The organism is Pseudomonas asturiensis, from assembly GCF_900143095.1.
Lineage (GTDB): Bacteria > Pseudomonadota > Gammaproteobacteria > Pseudomonadales > Pseudomonadaceae > Aquipseudomonas > Aquipseudomonas asturiensis.
On sequence record NZ_FRDA01000001.1, the window covers coordinates 184,836 to 208,659 of the forward strand.

Sequence of the window (23,824 nt, forward strand, 5' to 3'; positions counted from 1 at the left end):
CGTCGAAGACGCGCCTGGGGCTCAGCTGCCTTGGAGAGGTTTCGCATCCTGGAAGAAATAGTCTTTCCACGACGCGGGCTTGTTCTTGATTGCGCCGACGCGGTGCAGGAACTCGGCCAACGGGTAGGTGTTCCTGGGTGTAATGGTGAACTGGAATTCGGGCTGGTCGATGATCTTGAGCAGCTCGGTACGGTCGATTTTGGAGCGGGTCACGCGGATGTAAGTGTCGGCGGCAGCGCCGATATCTTTGCTGACCCACTGCTCTGCTTCGCTCAAGGCTTCGATGAAGGCCTTATAGGTCTTGGGGTTGTCGTTGCGAAACTTCTCGGTGGCGAACAGCAAGGTCGGCGAGTTCGGACCCAGCAGGTCGTAAGTGTTCAACACCACATGCACGTTGGGATTCTGCAGTTCCTGGTCCTGATAGGGCGGGTTGGAAAAGTGCCCGGTCAGTTCGGTGCCACCTGCGATCAGGCTGGCGGCTGCGTCCGGGTGCGGCAGGCTGACGGTGTACTTGTCCAGACGCGCGAACTCCTTGTCTCCCCATAGCCTGGCCGCAGCATACTGAAGGTAACGCGACTGCACCGAAACGCTGACGGCCGGCACGGCGATGCGGTCTTTTTCGGTGAAGTCGGCGATGGTCTTGACCTTGGGGTTGTTGCTGACCAGGTAATACGGAAAGTTGCCCAGCGACGCGACCGCCTTGACGTTCTGGCGACCGAGGGTGCGGTCCCAGATGGTCAGCAGCGGGCCGACGCCTGCGCCAGCAATGTCTATCGAGCCCGACAGCAGCGCATCGTTGACCGCCGAGCCGCCGGACAGTTGAGTCCAGTCGACCTTGATGTCCAGCCCATCTTCCTTGCCGTGCTTCTCTATCAGGCGTTGATCGCGCACCACGTTGAGCAGCAGGTAGACAATCCCGAACTGTTCGGCAATACGGATTTCCCCTTCAGCCTGCGCCGTGGCCGGCACCAGCAGCGATCCGGCGATCAGTGTTGCGCCCAGGCCAATGGCGGCAGCGAGTCGCGTGAGGCGTGAGGTGGGTGTGTCGGTCGTTGACATATGCCGCTCCAGTGAAAGGGGTGTTTTCTGAGCATATCGCTATAAAAAATATTATTTAAATAACGTTAATGAATAACCATAAGCCGCTTCGAAAGACCTTTCACGCGAGCTTGAATTGCCGATCCCATAGCGGTGACACATCAATCCGTTCACTCAACACACCCGCTTCGAAAAACACATCAGCCACTTCCTGTTGCGAGGCGATGGCCTGATCGTCAATGGCCCTGAGTTTCCAGGGCTGGCTGCGGTTCGCGATTTGATCGGCGAAGACGGCCTTGTCGATGCCCAGCAGTTTTCCGGATTTCTCCGCCCACTCTTCAGGGTGATCGTTGATCCATTCCAGGGTCTGGCGTTGGCGCCTGAGGTAATCGGTGATGGCCTGACGACGCAGCGGATCGGCCAGGGCAGCGGGGCGGGCGGCCAGCAGGTAGTTGCCGGACAAATAACCCAAAGCGGTTTTCAACACCCGTGCGCCGCTGCGAAATTTCGCCAACTGGATGAAGGTGCCGTACGTGACCCATGCGTCAAGCTGGCCGCTCTGAAAGGCGGTGAAGCCGTCCTGCGGCGTGAGCGCAATGGCTTTGACGTCCTCCATGCTCAAGCCTTGCTCCTTGAGCGCCTGGATCAGGAAGTAATGAGCGGTGGTGGCTTTGACATACCCGACGCGCTTGCCCCGCAATTGGGCAACCGATTCGACGCGGGAGTCTTTGGGAATCAGAAACACCTGGTTATTGACGTCACCTTCCATCACGGCGATCAATTTGGGCTGGCGGTGGCTCTGAATCGAAAAGATCGGTGGTATCTCGCTCATCGAGCCGATATCGATGCTGCCCGATGCCAGCGCTTCGACAATCAGATTGCCGCCTGGAAATTCGGAAAACTGCACCTTGTAGGGACGATTGTCGTTGCCGGCATTTTCGTTGAAGTTGGCATCTCCGCCCCGGTAGGTGGCGACCTGCAGCGTCAGGTCGGCCCATTGATCCTGGGCGAATAACCGGGGCGCCATACCCAGTGTGGCAGCGCCCAGGGTCACGGCGCTGGCAGTCAGAAAATGTCGTCGGTTGAATGTCTGGTTCATACGGTCTCGTCCTTGCGGTCCGGCAAGCCTGAAAGTGGACTGCTCCTGATTCACTCAGGAATATCGAGCGCCGATGTAAGCATAATGATGAATTTTAATATTCTATTTTTTTATAATTATCTTATAAGTAAATGTGCTTTTTAATTGATTTCTTATGCGCATAGTCTTGCGTCATCGATTGCCAATCACAGGGAGCCATCATGAGCAATGTCAGTGCCTTGCCAGTCCAGACGGACACGGCCACTTCGTCACAATCGAGCGTGCGGGACCGGGTTTCCCCGGAAGAATGGGAGATTCGGGTCAAGCTTGCCGCTGCCTATCGTCTCGCTGCTCTCAAGCGTTGGACCGATCATATCTACACACATTTTTCTGCCCGCGTGCCGGGGCCAGACGAGCACTTTCTGATCAACCCCTTTGGCCTGCTGTTCGATGAAATCAACGCGTCCCACCTGGTCAAGGTCGATATCGACGGCACGATTGTCGATGACCCGACCGGCCTGGGGATCAACTACGCAGGCTATGTCATTCACAGCGCCATTCACGCCGCGCGCCCGGACTTGCAGGCGGTGCTGCACACCCACACTCGGGACGGTATTGCGGTGTCGGCGCAGAAGGACGGCCTGCTGCCGATTTCCCAGCACGCCATCGCCTTTTCCGGTCGCGTGGCGTACCACGGCTATGAAGGCATTGCGCTTGATCTGGATGAGCGCGAACGGCTTGTGGCCGACCTGGGTGACAAGAGCGTGATGATCCTGCGTAACCATGGGTTGCTCACTGGCGGCGTCAGTATCGAGCACGCGTTTCAGCAACTGCATAATCTGGAATACGCCTGCAACATTCAGATTGCCGCGCAATCGGCAGGCAACGCCGAGCTGGTTTTCCCTCCGCAAGCGGTCATCGCCAAGGTTGAAGAGCAGGCCAAAGTCATCAAGGACGGACACGGTCCGGGTGTGGCGCGGCACTGGGATGCGCTGATCCGTGAACTGGAACGCACCGACACGACCTACAAGACCTGACTGACGAATCACCCGCACAAGGACGCACAGAATGGGTTTCACATATTGGGTCAGAAGCTGCGCTGCCTTGCTGTTTTTCAGTACGTTGGTGGGCTGCGGCAATGACGACAGGCAAGTGGTTTCCAGTAACGAAGCGGTGGACTGGTCGAAGGTCAAACTGGTGCTTGGCGATCAGGCCAAAGGCTTACGCACGGTCGTTGAAGCATCAAAGGCATTCGAGGGCCTGCCGTATCAGGTCGAGTGGGCCAATTTTCAGGGGGCAGCGCCGCTGTTCGAGGCCCTGCGCGCCGGAGCGGTGGACCTTGCACCTGCTGGCGATACCCCCGTGCTGGCGGCGGCCACTGGCGGTGCGCCGCTGCGCATTGTCGGCGTGCGGCGCAGTCAGTCGCGCAGTATCGCGATTCTGGTGCCCAAGGCATCTGCGATTCAATCCGTGGCCGACCTCAAGGGCCGCAATGTGGTGATCTCTTCCGCACGCGGCAGCATCTCCCAGTACCTGTTGATCCGTGCGCTGGCCAATGCCGGGGTCAACGAGGCTGACGTCAATATCGGTTTCGTCATGCCCACCGACGCGCTGCCTGCATTCAACGCTGGCAAGATCGAGGCCTGGGCCACGTTCGGCGTTTATCAGGCATTCGCCGAAGAGCAGGGCGCTCGGGTGTTACTCAGCGGCGAGGGCATCAACACGGGCCTTACCTTTATTACCGCGTCGGACGAAGTGCTGACCGATCCCGTCCGGCGTCAGGCCATCAATGATGTGCTGAAGCGCCTTGCCAGGGCGTTCGACTGGGCGCGCAACAACACCGATCAGTACGCCGAGGTCTTTGCCAGGGTCAACGACATTCCGCTGCCAGTGTCGCGTCGCTTGCAGAGTTGGGGGATCGAGGCGCTTGAACCGGTCGAAAACCGTGATATCGAGGCCTTGCAGCAGGTCGATGATCTGTTCGTCGAGAAGAAAATCTTCCCGCATGCCGTCAAGGTTGCCGAGCTGGTCGATCGGCAGGCGTTTGCGAAAGACCGTGATATCACGTCGCGATGATGCGAGGCGTCCTGGGTTGGTGTAGTGTGCGCACCCAAAACAAGGGGCGCACACATGCAAGACCTGCTGAACGAAATCCTCGATGAAGTAAGACCCTTGCTCGGTCAGGGCAAAGTCGCCGATTACATTCCGGCGCTCGGTGGGGTAAGACCCGATCAATTGGGCATCGCGGTGTACGGCAATGACGGTCAGATGTTCAGCGCCGGAGATGCCGAGACACGGTTTTCGATCCAGAGCATTTCCAAGGTCTTCAGCCTGGTGCAGGCCATCGGGCATTCCGGTGAGGACATCTGGCAGCGCCTCGGCCACGAGCCTTCCGGCCAGCCTTTCAACTCACTGGTGCAGCTGGAGTTCGAGCGGGGCAGGCCGCGCAATCCGTTCATCAATGCCGGTGCGCTGGTGATCTGCGACATCAATCAGGCGCGCTTCGCCGCTCCGTCGTTGTCGATGCGCGACTTTGTGCGGCGCCTGTGTGGCAACCCTTCGATCACCTCTGATTCCAAAGTGGCTGAATCCGAATACCAGCACCGTTCGCGCAACGCTGCAGCGGCGTACCTCATGAAGTCGTTCGACAACTTCCACGGTGATGTGGAAGACGTGCTGCGCAGCTACTTCCACCATTGCGCCCTGAGCATGAGCTGCATCGACCTGGCCCGTGCGTTCGGCTTTCTGGCCAACCAGGGTTTCTGCACCCACAGTGGCGAGCAGATTCTCAGCGCGCGGCAGGCCACTCAATTGAACTCGATCATGGCCACCAGTGGCCTTTATGACGAGGCGGGCAACTTTGCCTACCGTGTCGGTCTGCCCGGCAAGAGTGGCGTGGGCGGCGGGATTGTCGCGGTCGTGCCAGAGCGGTTTTCGGTCTGTGTCTGGTCCCCGGAGTTGAACGCGGCAGGCAATTCGCTTGTCGGTATGGCTGCACTGGAAAAACTCAGTGCGAGGATCGACTGGTCGGTGTTTTAAGCTAGAACACTGACGCCCACCTCTGAAGCACCGCCAGCGGAGTCATGGATTGAAACGACGTTTGTTCAAGTCGCTCACGATGAGCGTCGCGCTGATATTACTGGCCGCGTGCGGCACTCAGCGCCCCCAGGAACCTGAGCTGACGCCCGAGCAGGCGCGGGCACGTATTCTGCGCCTGATGCCGGCCACGGTCAGTGATCGCCAGGCGTGGGCTACGGATATCCATGCGGCCTTCGCTGCGCAGAAAATCCCCCTGACCACCGAAAACCTGTGTTCCGTGCTGGCTGTGACCGAGCAGGAGTCCACCTATTCAGTTGATCCGGCAGTGCCGAACATGGGCCGCATCGCGCGCGCCGAGATCGACCGCCGCGCGGCGCGACTGCACATTCCTAATGCCTTGATCGCGACCGCACTGCGGGTCCGCTCCCCGGATGGAAAAACCTACGGCAAGCGCCTCGATGCTGCCCGTACAGAGAAGGAACTGAGCGCGATCTTCGATGATTTCATCGGTATGGTGCCGTTGGGTCAGGCGCTGTTCGGCACCTTCAACCCGGTCAAGACCGGTGGTCCGATGCAGGTCAGCATCGCCTTCGCGGAAAAACGCGCCGAGGACTATCCCTACCCGGTAGATGGCTCGATCAGACGCGAGGTCTTTACCCGACGCGGCGGCATGTACTTCGGCATCGCACACCTGCTGGGTTACCCGGTGAGTTATGACAAGTCGCTGTATCGCTTCGCTGACTTCAATGCCGGCTGGTACGCAAGCCGCAATGCGGCCTTTCAGGCAGCCGTCAGCCAGGCAACCGGCATCGACCTGGCGCTGGATGGCGACCTGATTCGCTTCGACTCCACCTCGCCGGGTTCTACCGAGCTGGCCGTTCGGACCCTGGGTGATCGCCTGGGCATGAACAAGTCGCAGATATGGAGCCAGCTCAAGCAGGGCGATACGTTCGAGTTCCAAGACACCGAGCTGTACCGAAAGGTGTTCGCGATGGCCGACCGGGCGGCGGGTAAGCCGCTGCCTCGCGCGATTTTGCCGGGCATTACGCTGAAGAGCCCGAAGATCACTCGCAACCTGACCACCGCCTGGTTCGCCGAGCGCGTGGACGATCGGCGTGAGCGTTGCGTACAGCGTGCTCCGGCGGGGGTGTGACGCTGGACACACAGGACTCTGGAGCGGACTCAACCACTGACCCGCGTCACCGTCATCGCATCCAGCTCGCCATCGAAAAAGGTGTCCAGCACCTCCTGAAAAATCGTCCGGTCAGGCGCTGCGAGTTTGAACAGGGTCATGCTCGACTGCAGTTTCATGTCGTCCGGTGAGCCGAATATTTGCCGAGCCGTGCGTTCTACCTGAGGCGCTATGAGTCGGGCGCACTGCTCAAGGCGTGGGCCGAGCAGCGGGTGTTGCAGGTAGGCCCGCGCTTCATCGAGGCTGCCGATGGCGTAGCGCTGGGCCATGTCGCTGCGGCCCAGCCCACGGATTTGCGGAAACACGAACCACATCCAGTGACTGCGTTTCTTCCCGGCTTCAAGCTCCGTCAGTACTTCTGGAAACACGGGGTACTGAGCATCAACAAAGCGTTGCAGGTTGTGAGCATCGTTCATGATGGACCTCCTGTTTTTTAGCGAGCCAGCGTCTGCGGCCGTATGATGGCCGACCTCTACGGGGTTGGTTCTGTATCCAGAGTTCTTTTACGTATGCCGGTTCTCAAGCGTTTTTCATCTTTCATGCAGCAGGCCTTTCGCGCGATGCAACTGGTCTGGACCACCTCGCGGTGGCTGTCACTGGGGTTGATCCTCGCCACGTTGGTGGCTGGCCTGTTGCCTGCGCTGGCTGCCTGGTTGGGCCAGCGCATTGTGGACGCCGTGGTCAGTGCCATGCAATTGCATGCCAGCAGCGGTGAGGCTCCCCTCTGGCCGGTGCTGCGCTACGTGCTTTACGAAGCGGGCGTGCTGGCATTGCTGGCCGCTGCCCAGCGAGGCCTGTCGGTGCAGCAGGCATTGTTGCGCGTCTTGCTGGGGCAGAAGGTCAACACCTTGATTCTGGAGAAGGCGCAGACCCTGTCGTTGATGCAGTTCGAAGACTCGGAGTTCTACGACAAACTGGTGCGTGTGCGGCGTGAAGCCTCGACAAGGCCGCTGGCGCTCGTCACCAAGTCGCTGGGCCTGCTGCAGAACCTCATCTCGCTGATCAGCTTTGCCGTGCTGCTGGTGCATTTCTCGCCTTGGGCGCTGGCGATCCTGGTGCTGGGCGCGTTACCGGTGTTCTTTGCCGAGGCGCACTTTTCCGGCGATGCATTCCGGCTGTTCACGCGCCGCGCCCCGGAAACCCGTCGGCAGAATTACATCGAAACGCTGCTTTCTCACGAGGGCTATATCAAGGAGGTCAAGCTGTTCGGTTTCGCGCCGCTGCTGCTCAAACGCTATCGCGAGACCTTCGAACGGCTTTACGCCGAAGACCGCCGCCTGACCGTGCGCCGCGACGGCTGGGGATTTCTGCTGGGTTTGCTGGGCACTGCGGCGTTCTATCTGGCTTACGCGTGGGTGGTAGTCGATGCCGTCCATGGCCGCATCACGCTTGGCCAGATGACCATGTACCTGGTGCTGTTCAAGCAGGGGCAGGCAGCCGTGAGCAGCAGCCTCAGCGCGATCAGTGGCCTGTACGAGGACGGGCTGTACCTGTCGGATCTTTATGTCTATCTGGCCCAGCCGGTCATCGCACCGACCGGGAGCCTGGCTCACGGCGTATTGCCGGGTGACGGCCTGCGCTTCGAAGACGTGAGCTTCACCTATCCCGGCACCAGCCGTCCGGCGCTGGAACACATCGACCTGCATCTGGCGCCGGGCCGCAGCGTGGCGTTGGTGGGCGAGAACGGTTCGGGCAAGACCACCCTGATCAAACTGCTGACCCGGCTCTACAAGCCCGATCATGGGCGCATCCTGCTCGACGGCAGTGACCTTCAGGAATGGGACGAAGAGGCATTGCGTACCCGAATCGGCGTGATCTTTCAGGATTTCATCCGCTACCAGTTTCTGGTCGGCGAAAACCTCGGGGTTGGCGACACTGAAGCGTTTCATGACGAAGCACGCTGGCGCGAGGCCGCCGCTCAGGGCATGGCCGCGCCGTTCATCGAACAGCTCGACAAGGGTTACGAAACACAACTGGGACGCTGGTTCGCGGGCGGCCAGGAGCTGTCCGGCGGCCAATGGCAAAAGATCGCGCTGTCGCGTGCCTACATGCGCCGTGACGCCGACATCCTGATTCTCGACGAGCCGACTGCCGCGCTGGATGCGGGGGCGGAAGCGGCGGTGTTCGACCATTTTCGCGAGTACGCCAAAGGCCGCATGACGCTGCTGATTTCCCATCGCTTTTCCAGCGTGCGCAATGCCGAACACATTGTGGTGCTGGAGCATGGGCGTGTGCTCGAACGTGGCAGTCACGACAGCCTGATGGAGGCGGGAGGGCGCTACGCCGCGCTTTTCGACCTCCAGGCTCAGGGTTATCGCTAGATGAAAACTGTCATCAAAAGCAACAAAAGTCCTTGCAGTGCGTCACCTGTCGGCGTTTTATAGGGTTCGTTTTTTGTGGCGCCCCTGTGCGCTTTCCTATCTACCGGATGGAGTGATCAATGCAATTTCGTTCATTGGGCAAGACTGATCTGTCGGTCAGCGCCATCACCCTGGGCACCATGACCTGGGGCGAGCAGAACACGCAGGATGAGGCCTTCGAGCAGATTCGCATGGCCAAAGAGGCCGGGGTCAATTTCCTCGACACCGCCGAGATGTACCCGGTGCCGCCGCGTGGCGAAACCTATACCAAGACCGAAAGCATCATTGGCGAATACTTCAAGAAGTACGGCGATCGTAGTGACTGGGTGCTGGCCAGCAAGGTCGCAGGTCCCGGCCGCATGGAACACATCCGCGATGGCAATCCACGTCTGGATCGCCACAACATCATCACCGCGCTGGATGCCAGCCTCAAGCGCCTGAACACCGACTATCTGGACCTGTACCAACTGCACTGGCCGGACCGCAAGACCAACTTCTTCGGCGTACTGGGTTATACCCACGACCCTGACGACGTCGCCGTGGAAATCGAAGAAACGCTTTCGGTGCTGGGCGATCTGGTCAAAGCGGGCAAGATTCGTCATTTCGGCCTGTCCAACGAAACGCCGTGGGGCACCCAGCGCTTCCTGCATCTGGCCGAAAAGCTGGACCTGCCGCGAGCGGTGTCGATCCAGAACCCGTACAACCTGCTCAATCGCACCTTCGAAGTCGGTCTGGCAGAAATTGCCATTCGCGAGCAGATCGGTCTGTTGGCCTACTCGCCGCTGGCGTTCGGTGTACTGGCGGGTAAATACCTGGACGGCGCACGTCCTGCCGACGGTCGCCTGACCCTGTTCGAGCGCTTCCAGCGTTACAACAACCCGCAGGCGGTCAGTGCGACGGCCCGCTACGTGGCGCTGGCCCGCGAGCACGGTCTTGACCCTTCGCAGATGGCGCTGGCGTATGTCACCAGCCGGCCTTTCGTGACCAGCAACATCATTGGCGCAACCAAGCTGGATCAACTCGCGGTCAACCTGGCGAGCATTGATGTCACGCTGTCGGACGAAGTGATTGCCGGAATCGAAGCCATACATATTTCGCAACCTAACCCGGCGCCGTAAGCCGAACGCCACTGAACTAACTTTCAGCCTCGCGAGTCAGCATCTAACGCATGCACTAGCAGACTTCGAGGCTGAAATCCGATGCACATCTCTCTCAAGCAACAAGTCGCACTCGTGACCGGCGCCAGTTCCGGTCTTGGCGCTGCGGCAGCGCGTGCGCTGGCAGACGCCGGCGCGGCGGTGGTCATCAATTACCATTCCAAGGCGGAACCGGCCGAGAAACTGGCGGACGAGATTCGCGCGTCGGGCGGACAAGCCATCGCCATCGGTGCTGATGTGTCCAAAGAAAACGAAGTCGAACGGATGTTCGCCCAGACCATCGAGCAGTTCGGCGCGCTGGATATTCTGTTCGCCAACTCGGGCCTGCAAAAGGACGCCGCGTTCGTGGACATGAGCCTTGAGGACTGGAACACCGTCATCAATGTCAACCTCACCGGTCAGTTCCTGTGCGCACGCGCCGCCGTGCGCCAGTTCATCCGCCAGGGCATGCGTGAGCATGTGTCACGGGCGATGGGCAAGATCATTCACATGAGTTCGGTGCACCAGGTCATTCCGTGGGCGGGGCATGTCAATTACGCGGCCTCCAAGGGTGGCGTCGATCTGCTCATGCGCAGCATTGCGCAGGAAGTGGGCGAGCAGAAAATTCGCGTGAACAGCGTTGCACCCGGCGCGATTCGCACGCCGATCAATGCCGATGCCAGGCAGGGCGATGCTGAGAGCAAGATGCTCGAACTCATTCCCTATGGTCGCATCGGTGAACCCGAAGACGTGGCCAACGCAGTGGTCTGGCTGGCGTCCGATGCATCCGATTATGTCCACGGTACGACCCTGTTCATCGACGGAGGGATGACCCTCTATCCGGAGTTTCGTGGCAATGGCTGATCTCCCGGAAGAAGCACAGAACCCCATCGAGAACCACGGCATCATCGGCGACATGCGCAGTGCCGCCCTGATTGCCGATACCGGCAGCATCGATTTCTGTTGCTGGCCGGACTTCGACAGCCCATCAATCTTTACCGCGTTGCTGGACACCAACGACGCGGGGATTTTCCAATTGGCGCCGGATTTGCCTGATGCGCGTCGATTGCAGATCTACCTGCCGGACACCAACGTACTGCAGACCCGCTGGATATCGGAAGAGGCGGTCGTGGAGGTCACGGACCTGATGCCCATTGGCGAAAACAAGGACGATTTGCCGCGCATCGTGCGTCGTGTTCAGGTGCGCTTCGGCAAGGCCACGATACGCATGCGCTGCAAGGTGCGTATGGATTACAGCCGTGTCGAGACCACCGCGCACCTGGAAGGCCGCGACGTGTGCTTTCAGGCCACGGGCCAGCCGGGCATGCGCCTGTCCGCGACAACACCGTTGCATGTGGAGCATGACGCGGCACTGGCCGAGTTCCAGATGGAAAAAGGGCAGACCATCGAGTTCATTCTCGGCGGCGTGGATGATCCGCAGGTCGCGGCCGGCAGATGCTCACGGTATTTCGACGACACCCTCGCGTTCTGGCGACGCTGGGCCGGGCAGTCCCTGTACCACGGGCGCTGGCGCGAGATGGTCATGCGCTCGGCGCTGGCGCTCAAACTGCTGACCTCGCGCAAGCACGGCGGCATCATCGCCGCGGCAACCTTCGGTCTGCCGGAAACACCCGGTGGTGAGCGTAACTGGGATTACCGCTACACCTGGATCCGCGATGCGTCATTTACGGTGTATGCCTTCATGCGTCTGGGTTACACCGATGAAGCCAACGCATTCATGGGCTGGATGCGCGGTCGTCTGGATGATTGCTGCGAGGGCACTGAAAAGATGGGCATTCTCTATGCCCTCGACGGCCGCGAAAAGCTGCCTGAAGAACACCTCGATCACCTGACTGGCTATGGCGGCGCATTGCCCGTGCGGATCGGCAACGAAGCGTACGAGCAGACGCAGCTGGATATCTACGGCGAGCTGATGGACGCCGTTTACCTTGCCAACAAATATGGCGATGCGATTTCTCACGATGGCTGGAAGCATGTGGTGCGTCAGGTGGATTACGTGTGCGAGCACTGGGATGATCGCGACGTGGGTATCTGGGAAATGCGCGGCGGTGATCAGCATTTCCTGCACTCAAGGCTGATGTGCTGGGTGGCGCTGGACAGGGCGCTGCGTCTGGCTTTCAAGCGCTCGCTGTCAGGCCCCTTCGAGCGCTGGACCAAGGTACGCGAGCAGATTCACGACGACATCTGGGACAACTTCTGGAGCGAAGAGCTGGGACATTTCGTGCAGTACAAAGGCAGCCGCAACCTGGACGCCTCAATGCTGCTGATGCCGCTTGTCCGCTTTGTCGGGGCCAGCGACCCCAAGTGGCTGGCGACGCTGGACGCTATCGAGCGCACGCTGGTACGTGACGGTATGGTGTTCCGTTATCGCAATGATGACGATCACGATGATGGTCTTGAAGGTGAAGAGGGCGCGTTTGTCGCGTGCTCGTTCTGGTACGTCGAATGCCTGGCCCGCGCCGGGCGGGTCGGGCAGGCGCATCTGGAGTTCGAGCAATTGCTGCGTTACGCCAACCCGTTGGGGCTGTACGCCGAGGAGTTCGACGCCCACGCCCATCATCTGGGTAATACGCCACAGGCGTTGAGTCATCTGGCGCTGATCAGCGCGGCCACTTTTCTGGACCGCAAGCTGAGTGGCGATCAAGCACTCTGGCAACCCTGAGCCTTCCTGCACCGTCGGGATTTGCATTACCTGGCATGTAATGCAAATCCCACCGACTGGTCTTCCAGTGTGTAATTGTCTGCGATCATCCCGCAGTAGCTCAGACGTGCAAGGTAGACGCCTGGATTGCCGATATAGGGGCGAATGTCGACGTTATCCCCGCACATGGCGAGCTTGCGATCACGCAGCAAACCCATCGCCTGCCCGGAGCGAATTGCGCCCATGGGCGTCCAGTCAGCAATGATCAACGCTCCCTCAGGCACCAATTGCTCGTAGGCCTTCACGAACTGTTCGGCAGAGCGGTCGGGCAAGTAGGGCACCATGAAGTAGTGGATGTCATCGCGAAACGGCAGTTTCTCCTTGTGGGTCGGCAGATTGACCACACCGCTGGCATACAGCGAGTAGGCCAGCATAATCACTAGCGGTGACGTCAACACTGAGACGTTCAGCAGCGCAATGCCTGTCCGATTGCGCGGCAGCAGCGCAGGCAACTGAATCATGCCGATTATGCTCAGCATCGCGATGCCCGGCAGGAAGAAGGTGAAGCGGTCAGTGACGTTGTAGGAAATCGCGAAAAGCAGATTCAACAGCGCTGCACTCCACAGCAGGCGCAATCGGCTGTCTGCGGGAAATAACAGCAACCCGGCAATCTGTGGGCCGATCAACGACAGCAACAGCAGCACCACCGAGTTCTTCTCGTGCCACAGGTCGTCGAATCGAAACAGGCTGCCTTCCCACTCGGGGCCAGCGAGGGTCGTCGAGGCGCCCGTCAGGTAGCGCCGAACGATATCGATCAGCCCCATTCCCGCGTTCAGGTCGTTGGACACTGCCACGGCGGCAGTTGCGAACCCGAGGATGAAACCAGGCACCGTCATCAACATTCGCGCCTTGTGCTGGTACAGCAACTGGATGTAAAGCGGCAGCATCACAATGAAGGTCAGTTGATGAATCGAGGCGCTCAGTCCGGTCAGTACGCCGATGACGAACAGTTTTTTCAGAGGCGTCAGACGCGGGCTGGCACTGAATTGCACCGCATAGCCCAACAGCACGAACAGGGTGTGCAGCAGGTAGACCTCGGCCTTGGTCGACACCCAGAACACCGCGTGGGCCAGTATCGTGGCCGTGGCGGCCAGCACCGCTTGACGCGCTGTAGCACCGACCCGGGTTGCCAGTTGGTAGATGATCCACGCCAGCGGCAGTAACAGCAGGGAGTTCATCAGGCTGAGCACCTGCGAGCCGAACACCGCATAAAACACCGAACTGAAGAAGTGAAAGAATGGATGATCCAGCGGGCCAAGTGACTGGCTGAAATATTCACCGGCAGTGGCGTCGGCCAGGAACATGCCGTTGTCCATCCACTGGATCGGGCCGCTGGAGGCGATGAAGCTGGCCGTAATGGCGGCGCACAGCAACAGCAGTGCCATCGCGATTGAAGGTCGAACGGGGGATGAAGTCATTGAGAAGCTCCTCCTTGAGGCGGGTGGTCTTGTCCGATGGCATCGCCTTATCGGGCTGGATGTTCCATCGACGTCGAGTCCTTGAACCGGCTGAGCATGACTGCGCCGATGGCGACCGCAAACCACAGGGTCGCGAGGCGAATCAGAATTGTCGCGGCAATCGCGTCTGCAGCGGGCATTCCCTTGAACATCAGCAGCCTGATCATCACCGCCTCTGCACCACCCAGCCCGCCGGGCATGAAACTCAATGCACCGGCCAGCATCGCGAGTGCGTAGGTGAACACCGCAAACGTCAGTGGAATCTCTGCGCCCATCCAGCCAAGCACCCAATGAAACGCAAGCGCCTCGGCGCTCCAGGCGGTCAGGCTGAGCAGGCTGGCGCCCAGCAGCACATGCCAGCGATGGCAGTGACGAGCAGCCAGCAACACGTCGAGCAGGTGCCTTAGCAGCGTCGGCAGTCGAGCAGTGGCTTGCGCAATCGTCCCACGCAACCCTTCCAGCAAGCGACGTTGCGACAGGGTCAGCAACCCCGCCATCACCAGCGCCAGACCCACAGCAATCATCGGTTGCGCAGCCGGGTACCAGGACAGGCCGAACAGCGTGAGCAGCGCAATCGCCAGCAGGTCGGACAGCCGCTCGCTGACAAACGCCGCAAAACTCTGCGGGTAAGGCACGCCCAGCGGCTTGAGCAATACGCCACGCAGCGCTTCTCCCGCCTTGCCCGGCGTGGTGGTCAAGGCAAAGCCTGCCAGGTACGCAGGCAGGCTGTCGCGCCACGCCAGCGGGTGGCCGAGCACCTGCAGATAGAGCTGCCAGCGCAGGAAGCGCAGCCCGTAGTTGACCGCCGACATCAGCAGCGTAAGTGCGATGCCGGCCGCGCCGACTCTTGCTGTGGCCTGCGCTACTTCGTGCCAGCCGCCCCACAGACAGAACGCCAGGTAGCCCAGCGCCGAGCCAATGACCGAGAGCACCACGGCCCGGTAGCGCCATCCCGACAGCCAGGGCGTGCCTGTCACAGGTTGAGCCTCTTGAACAATGGCTGTGGAATCGAGCGGATCACCAGCATGATCCACGCCCAGAACCCCGGCGCGTACAGACTCGTGGACTGACGGGCGATGCCGTTGACGATCCGTTCGGCGACCTGCTCGGGTTGAGCGAGCAACGCAGCGGGCAGCGACAGGCCTTGTGTCATCGGCGTGTCGACAAAGCCGGGCTTGATGGTCAGCACATGCACGCCCAGCTTGAACAGCCGCGCCTGCAAGCCATCGCAAAAGGTCGTGACCGCCGCTTTGGCCGAGCCGTACAGGTAGTTGGACGGCCGGCCCCGTTCACCCGCGACCGACGAGATCACCGCCAGCGTGCCGCACCGCTGAACCTCGAAGTGCTGAGCGAGCAGGGTCAGCAACGCGATCACCGACGCGCTGTTGGTGATGAACTCCTGCAGTGCCAGCCCGACATCCTGCTCGCAGGCGCGCTGATCCGGCAGGGTGCCATGAGCGATCAACACGACGTCGATCTGACCGAGGGTTTTGAGACAGTCGGCCAGCATGGCGGGGTGTTCGGCGAAATGCGTGGCGTCCATTTCATACAACGTGACGGTCTTTGCGCCGCGTCCTTTGAGATCGGCCGCCGTGACCTGCAGTTTGTCGGCACTGCGCGCCACCAGAAAGAATTCACAGCCTTGTGCGGCCCATAGACGAGCGCAGGCGTGAGCGATGGCCGAGGTGGCTCCGATGATCAGAATTCGTTTCATGGCAGGACTCGTTTCCAGAAGCGGGACATCAGGGAAGGGTCGCGCAGGGCTTCCAGTCGCTCCCAGGCCGGGTAGGCCTGGCGGAAATCGCTCCCGTTCATGTGGGCGTCCTTGGCCGGGTACAGACGTCCGCCGGCCTCATGGACAATGGCGTCCAGACGCGGAAATAACGACCCGGCAAGGTCGCGGTGTTGCGGAAAATCCAGCGCCAGCGAAGTGCCCGGCATCGGGAACGACAGCAGGCCGGGCGAGGCGATGTCACCACAGCGCTTGAGCACCGCCAGAAATGAGCCCTGACCGGATTCGGCGATGACAGTCAGCAGCGCCTGCATGGCGTCCTGCGCGCAGTCTTCAGGAATCACGCACTGGTATTGCTGAAAGCCCTTGGGCCCATAAATCCGGTTCCAGTGCAGTACACGGTCGAGCGGATAGAAAAACGGCTCGTAGGTGCTGCGCCGTGGCGTAGGTCGGGCAGGGTGGGCGTGCCAGTACAGCGAGTTGAACAGGCGCAGCGACAGGTTGTTGATCAGCGACAGCGGCGGGGTGAGGGGCACACTCAGTTTGCTGCGCCGCTCGACCTCAAGCGAGCCGAAGCGCGCATGGTTGCCGACGATGTACACACCACGCCCGCTATGGCTGCCTCGCGCCAGACAGTCGATCCAGGCCACGCTGTATTCGTGCTGATGATCCAGCTCCCGCGACAGCGCAAAGAACTCGCCGAGGTTGGCGAAGCGCACCACGGTGCTGTCGATCTGGCTGGTACGAATCGGCATCAACTGCAGATCGGCCCAGTGAATGACCCCGGTCAGCCCCAGCCCGCCGATGCTGGCGGCGTACAGCAACGGGTTCTCGGCCGGCGAGCAGATCATCGGTTGCTCGCGGTGACGCAGCAGGCCGAAGCGCGGTACATGGCAGCCAAAGGTGCCGCGCAGGTGATGATTCTTGCCATGTACGTCATTGGCGATTGCGCCGCCTACCGTGACGAATTGTGTGCCCGGCGTCACCGGCAGAAACCAGCCCTGCGGGATGGCGGCGGCGAGTACCTGCGCGAGGGTCATGCCCGCTTCGACGCGCACCACGCCGGTCGTCCAGTTGGCCGCGATAAAACGGTCCAGCCGGTGCATGTGCAGCACGTGCCCGCTGCTGGCCAGGCAACTGTCGCCGTAGCTGCGCCCATTGCCGAAGGGCAGGCTGCTTTCATGCAGGGCCAGCGTGGTGTCCAGATGCTGTGACAGATCATCGATCCACGTGCATTCATGGCCCTGCTGCGCGATCAGGGGATACCGCCCCCACGGATAGAGAGGCGCCGTCATGCGGCAATCCAGAACACCAGGAGGAACAGCGCGCCGACCCCCTGACTGATGCGGTCGCGTATGGCGAACACCACCGGATCATCATTCATCAAGCCGCGATGGGTGAGCATCCACAGCCGGGTGATCCAGAACAACAGCAACGGGCACGCCAGCCAGATGACATGCGGGTGTTGATACAGCACCACAGTGGCGCCTTCGTGTATGTAGAGCGCCAGAACCATTACGGCGAGGTTGCCGGATGACGCGCCCAGCGAGGCAATCATGTCCAGATCGCTGGGGTAATAGCCGCGACCGCGCGTCTTGCCTTCGACCTCACGCACCCGCGCTTCGCGCAACTCGGCGTAGCGTTTGACCAGCGCCAGACTCAGGAACAGGAACATCGAGAACGCCAGAATCCAGAACGTGAGTGGCAGATGAAAGGCCGCTGCACCTGCCAGAATGCGTGTGGTGTAGAGCATGGCCAGCACAATGACGTCCACGGCCATGTGCCGCTTGAGGTACAGCGAGTACACCAGCGTCAACACGTAGTACGCCCCCAGCACCGCCGAAAACTGCCACGGCAGAAACCAGGCAGCTCCGCCGAAAGCCAGCAGCAACAAGGTCGGTACAGCGATCAGGCCCGACCTGATCGGCAGACGGCCACTGGCGAACGGTCGATTGCGTTTGCTGCGATGGTGTCGGTCGTCCGCCAGGTCCAGCAGGTCGTTGAGCACATAGACGCTCGATGCACAGAGGCCGAAGAGCAAAAACGCCAACAGGCCGTCGATCAACTGTTGCGGCTGCTGGATCTGGTGCGCCGCCAGCAGCGGCACGAAGATCAGTGCGTTCTTGAGCCACTGATGCAGGCGCAGTGCCTTGCGCCAGTCCTTGAGGCTCGACGCGTTGGCATTCATGACCTGCTCGACATTGCCGTGTGCCAGCGCCTGGCGTTCGACGCCGGTGTGCGGGTTGGCGACGATGGCCTTGCGCGCGACAGTCCAGATGCACAGGTCGTCCGAAGAATTGCCGATGTAGTCGAAACCGCCGTGACCGTAGTGGCTGATCAGCAGATCCCGCTTGCGATGGGCCGAAAGATTGACCTCACCGTCTGAGGCCCACACCTGATCGAACAGATTCAGGTGCGCTGCAATGCGATTGGCCAGGGTTTCATGAGCGGCGGTGGCAAGAACGATCAGTCGGCCTGTGCTGCGTTGCACCTCAATGTATTTGAGCACCTGCGGGTCATAGGGCAGAAGCGCAATATCGACCGAGCTGGCCAAGGCCAGACCCTGTTTCAGCGCTGCCTTGCCCTTCAACAACCACAGCAGCAGTGTGAAGACCTGGAGCGGATGTTGCCGCACGAACGCCATGGCCGTTTCAAACAGCAAGTCTGAACGTAGCAGCGTGCCATCCAGGTCAACGACCAAGGGTGGATGGACTTCGAGAATTCTTCCCTGAATGCCAGACATGGACAGTGGCTCCTGTGAAAGTGAGCGCACTATGGAACGAAAATGGACAACCGCCACTTCAATAAAATTAAACACGGCGGATTTAATTGCCGTCTGCATGGCGTCAGAAAAGACCGGGATAATAAAGCGGTCGACCGTTAACTCTATTGTTTCATTCAAGTAACACATTCACGCCGTCGAGAGGCGATATATCCGCCGCGGTGGGGGCGTTTATAATGACTGCCGACCAGGTGTGATCGGACCTTTAATAGGTACTGGAATAGATACTGGTTTTTTACGGGCGCCGAAGTCCTCGAATCACGATGTTAAAACAGGGATGGTGAGTTTCAAGACAGGAGTCATAATGACACCCTTTGTGCCGTTGTCCGGGAGTCAAGATGACCCATCCATTGCTACGCGCGCTGGTACCGCTGGTTGCCGATCTGTCACGCGAGCTGCCCGACGAGGAGCGTTATCGGCGGTTGCTGCAGGCGCTGCGGCAATGGCTGCATTGCGACGCTGCAGCGCTGCTCAGGCTGGACAGCGATGTTCTGATTCCGCTCGCCGTGGATGGATTAAGCCCCGATACGCTGGGGCGACGCTTCAAGGTCGACGAGCATCCTCGTTTCAAGGCGTTGCTGGAAAGCCCGGTGCCGGTGCGCTTTTCCTACGATTGCCCGCTGCCTGATCCCTATGACGGCCTCGTCGAAGGGCACGGCCCTCTTGAAGTCCATGATTGCCTGGGCTGCGTGCTGTATTTCCAGGAGCGGCCGTGGGGGCTGATGACCCTCGACTCGCTGGACCCGTCCAGCTTCGGCAAGGTCGATCTGGATAACCTGCAGGCATTCGCCAGTCTCGCCGCCGCCACGGTCATGGCCAGCGAGCGCATCCAGCATCTGGCACGCGGGTTCGAGGATCAGCGACAACTGGCGGAAGTCTATAAGCGCGCAGCCGGTGGACGAGCGCCGCGTGAGCTGATCGGCCAAAGTGCTGTACTGGAACGTCTGCAGCAGGAAATCCAGTTGGTCGCCAACAGCCCGCTGACCGTTCTGGTCACCGGCGAAACGGGCGTCGGCAAGGAGCTTGTCGCCGAGGCCATCCACCTGCATTCCCCCAGGGCTCACAAGCCGCTGATCAGCCTTAACTGTGCAGCGCTGCCGGAAACACTGGTTGAGAGCGAGCTGTTCGGGCATGTCAAAGGCGCGTTCTCCGGTGCCGTCAATGGTCGCAGCGGCAAGTTCGAGCTGGCGGATGGCGGCACCCTGTTTCTGGACGAAGTCGGCGAACTGCCGCTTACCGTGCAGTCCAAGCTGCTGCGTGTGCTGCAGAGCGGCCAGTTGCAGCGTGTGGGCTCCGATCATGAGCATCACGTGGATGTAAGGATCATCGCGGCCACCAATCGCAATCTGGCTGAGGAGGTGCGCTCAGGCCGGTTTCGCGCCGATCTTTATCATCGTTTGAGCGTCTACCCCTTACAGGTGCCGGCACTGCGCGAGCGTGGCCGCGACGTGCTGTTGCTGGCCGGCTACTTTCTGGAGGAAAACCGGCTGCGCATGGGTTTGCGCAGCCTGCGCCTGAACGCGGATGCGCAGCGAATGCTGCTGGCGTACGCCTGGCCGGGCAATGTCAGGGAACTGGAGCACCTGATCAGTCGCGCGGTGCTCAAGGCACTTTCGGCCCATGCGCAAAGGCCGCGCATTCTGACCATCGAGCCCCAGGCACTGGGCCTTGATGAACCTCTCGACAGTGCCTTGTCAGCGCAACTGGCGCTGGACTGTCCGCCGCTGATTCAGGGGCAGGGACTCAAAGCGGCTGTGGACGCCTATCAGCGGGCGTTGATTGCCGACGCTCTTGACCGCCATCAGGGGCGATGGGTGGACGTAGCCCGCGAGCTGTCGGTCGATAGAGCCAATCTCAATAGACTTTCAAAGCGACTGGGCATCCGCTGATGACGTCGATCGGTGTTCATTGGTCGCCGATATCTGAAAAAGAGTGAATTTTTTCATAACGACTTGGGTCACCTATTATTCAAGCCACCACTGAAAAAGGATCAGGCTTTCAATGGCACTGCCCAAGCACTTTCGCATTGATTATCTTTTGAATGGCTCTTTCAAGAGTTTCTATATACGAACCGAACATATGGATACGGTCGAGGCCTGGCATTACGCAAGTGTCGATGCAGGTCTGGCGCGCATCCCCAAGTATCGTCTGGAGAAGGTGCCGCGCGTCACCAAACCTTACGCTGAGCACTTCGGCATCAGTAACGTGGAATGGGCTCAGGCGTGAGCCCATCCGTGCATTGTTTCAACGATGAGCAATGTTTTCCAGCGCCAGGTTTCGCGTGCGGGGCCCGAAACCCCCGATGGTCACGATGACGATCAGCATGCTGCTGACGATGAATGCCAGCACGCCGGGCGTGCCGAAATGCTCCAGAAAAATGCCGATCAGCAAGCTGCTGAACACCGTCGACAGTCGACTGAACGAGTAACAGAAGCCGACCGCCCGAGCCCTGATATTGGTGGGGAATAGCTCGCCTTGATACGAGTGATAACTGAAGCTCAACCACGCATTACAGAATGTGATCATGACCCCGCAAACAATCAGCCCCACGGCGCTGGTCTGAAAGGCGAACAGCGTCCCGAAGATCATCGACCCCAGGGCTGATCCCACGATCTGCCATTTGTTTTCAAACCGATTGGCAAACTTCACGAACAACAACGGACCCAACGGATACGCCAGTGTGATCACGAAGGCGTAACCCAGACTGTGGGTGACGCTGACGCCCTGGCCGGAAAGCAGCGCCGGCAGCCAGTTGCCAAAACCGAAGAACCCGATGGCCTGGAAGACGTGGAAGGCGATGAGCATCAAGGCGCGACGACGGTAAGGTGGCTGCCAGATGTCGGCAAAGCGACCCTTGCCCTCGACCACTACATGCGCCAGCTCGGGTTCGTCCAGCGGCTTTTTATGGTCCTTCAGGCAGCGTGCCTCCAGATCGTCCACCACCTGCTCGGCTTCCTTGAAACGCGCCTGTTGCGCCAGCCAGCGTGGCGACTCCGGCAACGCCGAACGCAGCCACCAGATGAACAGGGCAAACACCGCGCTGCTGATGACCACCCAACGCCAGCCGGAGTAACCGAACGGCGCCTGTGGCACCAGCCACCATGACATCAGGGCAACGCTGGGTACCGACAGAAACTGAATGAAGAAGGCAAACGCGAACGCCGCGCTGCGCATGCGTTTGGGCACCAGTTCCGACAGGTAGGCATCGATGGTGACCAATTCGACCCCCAGGCCGATGCCGACCAGAAAGCGCATGCCGATCACGCCCATCGCGGAGGTTTGCAGGCCCATCAGCACCGTGGCCACGGTGTACCAGATCAGCGCGAAGGTGAAGATGGCGCGACGCCCGAAGCGATCGGCAACCGGGCTGAGCAGGCTGGCACCGAAGAACAGGCCCAGAAAGGTTGCTGACGCGAATGCTGCCTGATCGGAGAAGCCGAACAATCCCTGACTGCCGGTGGCAAAAATCCCGTCGCGGATCAGGCCGGGGCTGATGTAGGCGGTCTGGAACAGATCGTAGAGTTCGAAAAATCCACCGATGGACAGCAGCGCGACCAGTTTCCAGATCGTCGCCACGGCGGGCAGGCGGTCGATGCGCGCCGAGATCAATGCGGCGCGATGGGCGTCCGTAAGGGTGTCAGTGGCCAGGGGCGTGGAGGGCATGGGGAGGCTGTCCAGAAAAAGAGGATGGGCCATATTACGCGTTTTACATTTGGTAATACTTGCAGAATAAGGCTATTTTCGGGGTGTAAAAGACAGTTTATTGCTGAAAAAGTGTTTTAAAGGGTGATTTGTGTAGCAAGTATGACGATTTCTTTAAGATTTCCGTTGTCATGTAATCGACGCCGGATGAATGATTAACGACCTGTGAAACGCGATACCCAGCCCGTTTACGGGCGTCGATGTATCAGAATGTGTCGCGAAACTTTAGGATAAGTGCTTCGCTTCCTGCCTCATCGGGTTCCTGTGACGTACAAACTGCCTACCACTGCAACGGCTCCATTCTGTCCCTCTGCAACGACCGACAGCGTCGCTATTGCGCCCAACGCTTCACTGCTGCGCAAGATGATGTTGTTCGTGGGTCCCGGCTTGCTGGTCTCCATCGGCTACATGGACCCTGGTAACTGGGCGACGGCCATTGAGGCCGGGTCGCGTTTCGGTTATGCGCTGCTGTTCGTGGTGGTGCTGGCGAGTCTGTCGGGCATGGTGCTGCAGAACCTGTGCTCGCGTCTGGGCATCGCCACAGGGCGTGACCTGGCGCAATTGTCGGCCGCGCGTTACAGCCGTAACGTCGCCAAGGGGCAGTGGCTGCTGGCCGAGTTGTCGATCATTGCCACTGACCTGGCCGAGGTGCTGGGCGCGGCGTTGGCGTTTCACCTGCTGTTGGGCGTTTCGATTACCACGGGTGTGGCACTGACGGCTTTCGATACCTTGATCGTACTGGCCTTGCAGGGCGCCAACTTCCGCCGTCTGGAAGCCATTGTGCTGGGGCTGATCGCAACCATCGCTGCCTGCTTTGCCGTCGAGCTGATCCTGATCAAACCGTTCTGGCCGGACGTTGCAGCCGGTCTAAAACCCAGCTGGGACGTGCTGAGCAGTCAGGAACCGCTGTACATCGCCATCGGCATCCTGGGCGCGACGGTTATGCCGCATAACCTCTATCTGCACTCCTCGGTGGTGCAGACACGGGTCAACGGTTCTGACCTGGCAAGCAAGGCCACGGCCATTCGGTTCGCGCGCCTGGACACGATCGGCTCGCTCAGCCTCGCGCTGTTGATCAACGCGGCCATTCTGATTCTCGCAGCTGCTGCCTTTCACAAGACCGGTCACACCGACGTGGTGGAGATTCAGGACGCCTACCATCTGCTTGACCCGCTGGTGGGCGGCGCGTTAGCCAGCGTGTTGTTCGGTGTGGCCTTGCTGGCAGCGGGGCAGAGCTCGACCTTTACCGGCACTATCGCAGGCCAGGTCGTGCTTGAAGGCTTTCTGCAGGCGAAGATTCCTTGCTGGCAGCGACGCCTGATTACGCGTGCGCTGGCATTGATCCCGGCGCTGATCGGTGTGATCTGGCTGGGCGACAGCTCGGTCGGCCAGATGCTGGTGCTCAGTCAGGTGGTGCTGAGCCTGCAATTGCCGTTTGCGCTCTGGCCGCTCATTCGCTTCACCAGTGACAAATCTTTAATGGGCCCGTTCGTTAATGGCCGCGTGGTGCAAATCGTGGCCTGGGGCCTGTTTGGCTTGATCTCGGCCGCCAACCTGACGCTGCTGTGGTTCTGGGTAAGCTGAAC

20 protein-coding genes are annotated in these 23,824 nt (G+C 60.2%); 11 read left to right on the forward strand and 9 right to left on the reverse strand.

The features are described from left to right. Positions 1–21 precede the first annotated feature (21 nt). A complete protein-coding gene (locus BUB69_RS01000; protein ID WP_073161866.1) occupies positions 22–1,059 on the reverse strand; it encodes an ABC transporter substrate-binding protein in 1,038 nt (345 codons plus the stop codon). 100 nt (positions 1,060–1,159) lie between these two features. Next, entirely contained in the window at positions 1,160–2,137 is a 978-nt protein-coding gene (locus BUB69_RS01005) for an ABC transporter substrate-binding protein (RefSeq protein WP_073161867.1), read from the reverse strand. Between the two features lie 200 nt (positions 2,138–2,337). Between BUB69_RS01005 and BUB69_RS01010 the strand changes: the two genes are divergently transcribed. The 4 genes from BUB69_RS01010 to BUB69_RS01025 all read left to right on the forward strand — a co-directional run bounded on the left by BUB69_RS01010 (position 2,338) and on the right by BUB69_RS01025 (position 6,308). Next, entirely contained in the window at positions 2,338–3,153 is an 816-nt protein-coding gene (locus tag BUB69_RS01010; protein WP_073161868.1) for a class II aldolase/adducin family protein, read from the forward strand. Positions 3,154–3,184: 31 nt separating this feature from the next. After that, positions 3,185–4,192 carry an ABC transporter substrate-binding protein gene (locus BUB69_RS01015; protein WP_073161869.1) on the forward strand — a complete coding sequence of 336 codons (1,008 nt, stop codon included), beginning with the start codon at positions 3,185–3,187 and terminating at the stop codon, positions 4,190–4,192. A 54-nt stretch (positions 4,193–4,246) separates the two neighbouring features. Then, on the forward strand, positions 4,247–5,155 hold the full coding sequence (glsB, locus tag BUB69_RS01020) for a glutaminase B (protein WP_073161870.1): 909 nt from the start codon (positions 4,247–4,249) through the stop codon (positions 5,153–5,155). Between the two features lie 79 nt (positions 5,156–5,234). After that, entirely contained in the window at positions 5,235–6,308 is a 1,074-nt protein-coding gene (locus BUB69_RS01025) for a DUF1615 domain-containing protein (protein WP_073162231.1), read from the forward strand. 29 nt (positions 6,309–6,337) lie between these two features. Here the strand turns inward: BUB69_RS01025 and BUB69_RS01030 are convergent, their stop codons facing one another. Next, on the reverse strand, positions 6,338–6,763 hold the full coding sequence (locus BUB69_RS01030; protein WP_073161871.1) for a DUF1810 domain-containing protein: 426 nt from the start codon (positions 6,761–6,763) through the stop codon (positions 6,338–6,340). Between the two features lie 93 nt (positions 6,764–6,856). Here BUB69_RS01030 and BUB69_RS01035 point away from each other — a divergent pair, with 93 nt between their 5' ends. The 4 genes from BUB69_RS01035 to BUB69_RS01050 all read left to right on the forward strand — a co-directional run bounded on the left by BUB69_RS01035 (position 6,857) and on the right by BUB69_RS01050 (position 12,526). Further along, positions 6,857–8,668, forward strand: a complete 1,812-nt coding sequence (locus BUB69_RS01035; RefSeq protein WP_073161872.1) for an ABC transporter ATP-binding protein — start codon at positions 6,857–6,859, stop codon at positions 8,666–8,668. A 119-nt stretch (positions 8,669–8,787) separates the two neighbouring features. After that, on the forward strand, positions 8,788–9,825 hold the full coding sequence (locus tag BUB69_RS01040; RefSeq protein ID WP_073161873.1) for an NADP(H)-dependent aldo-keto reductase: 1,038 nt from the start codon (positions 8,788–8,790) through the stop codon (positions 9,823–9,825). Between the two features lie 81 nt (positions 9,826–9,906). After that, entirely contained in the window at positions 9,907–10,707 is an 801-nt protein-coding gene (locus tag BUB69_RS01045) for a glucose 1-dehydrogenase (protein WP_073161874.1), read from the forward strand. Next, entirely contained in the window at positions 10,700–12,526 is a 1,827-nt protein-coding gene (locus tag BUB69_RS01050; protein WP_073161875.1) for a glycoside hydrolase family 15 protein, read from the forward strand. Before BUB69_RS01045 ends, BUB69_RS01050 begins: the two co-directional genes overlap by 8 nt. A gap of 26 nt (positions 12,527–12,552) precedes the next feature. Here BUB69_RS01050 and BUB69_RS01055 read toward each other — a convergent pair whose 3' ends face one another. Genes BUB69_RS01055 through BUB69_RS01075 form a run of 5 tightly spaced genes read right to left on the reverse strand, consistent with a single transcriptional unit; the run spans position 12,553 to position 18,497 of the window. Then, a complete protein-coding gene (locus BUB69_RS01055; protein WP_073161876.1) occupies positions 12,553–13,983 on the reverse strand; it encodes a DUF2723 domain-containing protein in 1,431 nt (476 codons plus the stop codon). Between the two features lie 47 nt (positions 13,984–14,030). Then, complete coding sequence (locus tag BUB69_RS01060; protein WP_073161877.1) at positions 14,031–14,999, reverse strand: lysylphosphatidylglycerol synthase transmembrane domain-containing protein; 969 nt, start codon at positions 14,997–14,999, stop codon at positions 14,031–14,033. Further along, positions 14,996–15,736, reverse strand: a complete 741-nt coding sequence (locus BUB69_RS01065) for an SDR family oxidoreductase (protein WP_073161878.1) — start codon at positions 15,734–15,736, stop codon at positions 14,996–14,998. Before BUB69_RS01065 ends, BUB69_RS01060 begins: the two co-directional genes overlap by 4 nt. After that, a complete protein-coding gene (locus BUB69_RS01070; RefSeq protein WP_073161879.1) occupies positions 15,733–17,049 on the reverse strand; it encodes an FAD-binding oxidoreductase in 1,317 nt (438 codons plus the stop codon). The genes BUB69_RS01065 and BUB69_RS01070 overlap by 4 nt, the downstream gene beginning before the upstream one ends. Then, positions 17,046–18,497 carry a UbiA family prenyltransferase gene (locus BUB69_RS01075; RefSeq protein WP_073161880.1) on the reverse strand — a complete coding sequence of 484 codons (1,452 nt, stop codon included), beginning with the start codon at positions 18,495–18,497 and terminating at the stop codon, positions 17,046–17,048. Before BUB69_RS01075 ends, BUB69_RS01070 begins: the two co-directional genes overlap by 4 nt. A gap of 377 nt (positions 18,498–18,874) precedes the next feature. On the opposite strand from BUB69_RS01075, the gene norR reads away from it, so the two are divergent. Then, positions 18,875–20,425 carry a nitric oxide reductase transcriptional regulator NorR gene (gene norR, locus BUB69_RS01080; RefSeq protein WP_073161881.1) on the forward strand — a complete coding sequence of 517 codons (1,551 nt, stop codon included), beginning with the start codon at positions 18,875–18,877 and terminating at the stop codon, positions 20,423–20,425. Positions 20,426–20,537: 112 nt separating this feature from the next. Next, positions 20,538–20,762 carry a DUF6555 family protein gene (locus BUB69_RS01085; protein WP_024687190.1) on the forward strand — a complete coding sequence of 75 codons (225 nt, stop codon included), beginning with the start codon at positions 20,538–20,540 and terminating at the stop codon, positions 20,760–20,762. 18 nt (positions 20,763–20,780) lie between these two features. On the opposite strand, the gene BUB69_RS01090 is transcribed toward BUB69_RS01085, so the two are convergent. Then, the gene (locus tag BUB69_RS01090) at positions 20,781–22,199 is read right to left on the reverse strand and encodes an MFS transporter (RefSeq protein ID WP_073161882.1); all 1,419 of its coding nucleotides are present in this window, start codon (positions 22,197–22,199) and stop codon (positions 20,781–20,783) included. Between the two features lie 303 nt (positions 22,200–22,502). Between BUB69_RS01090 and BUB69_RS01095 the strand changes: the two genes are divergently transcribed. After that, positions 22,503–23,822: an Nramp family divalent metal transporter gene (locus tag BUB69_RS01095; RefSeq protein ID WP_073161883.1), complete on the forward strand. Its 1,320-nt coding sequence runs from the start codon at positions 22,503–22,505 to the stop codon at positions 23,820–23,822. Positions 23,823–23,824: the final 2 nt, after the last annotated feature.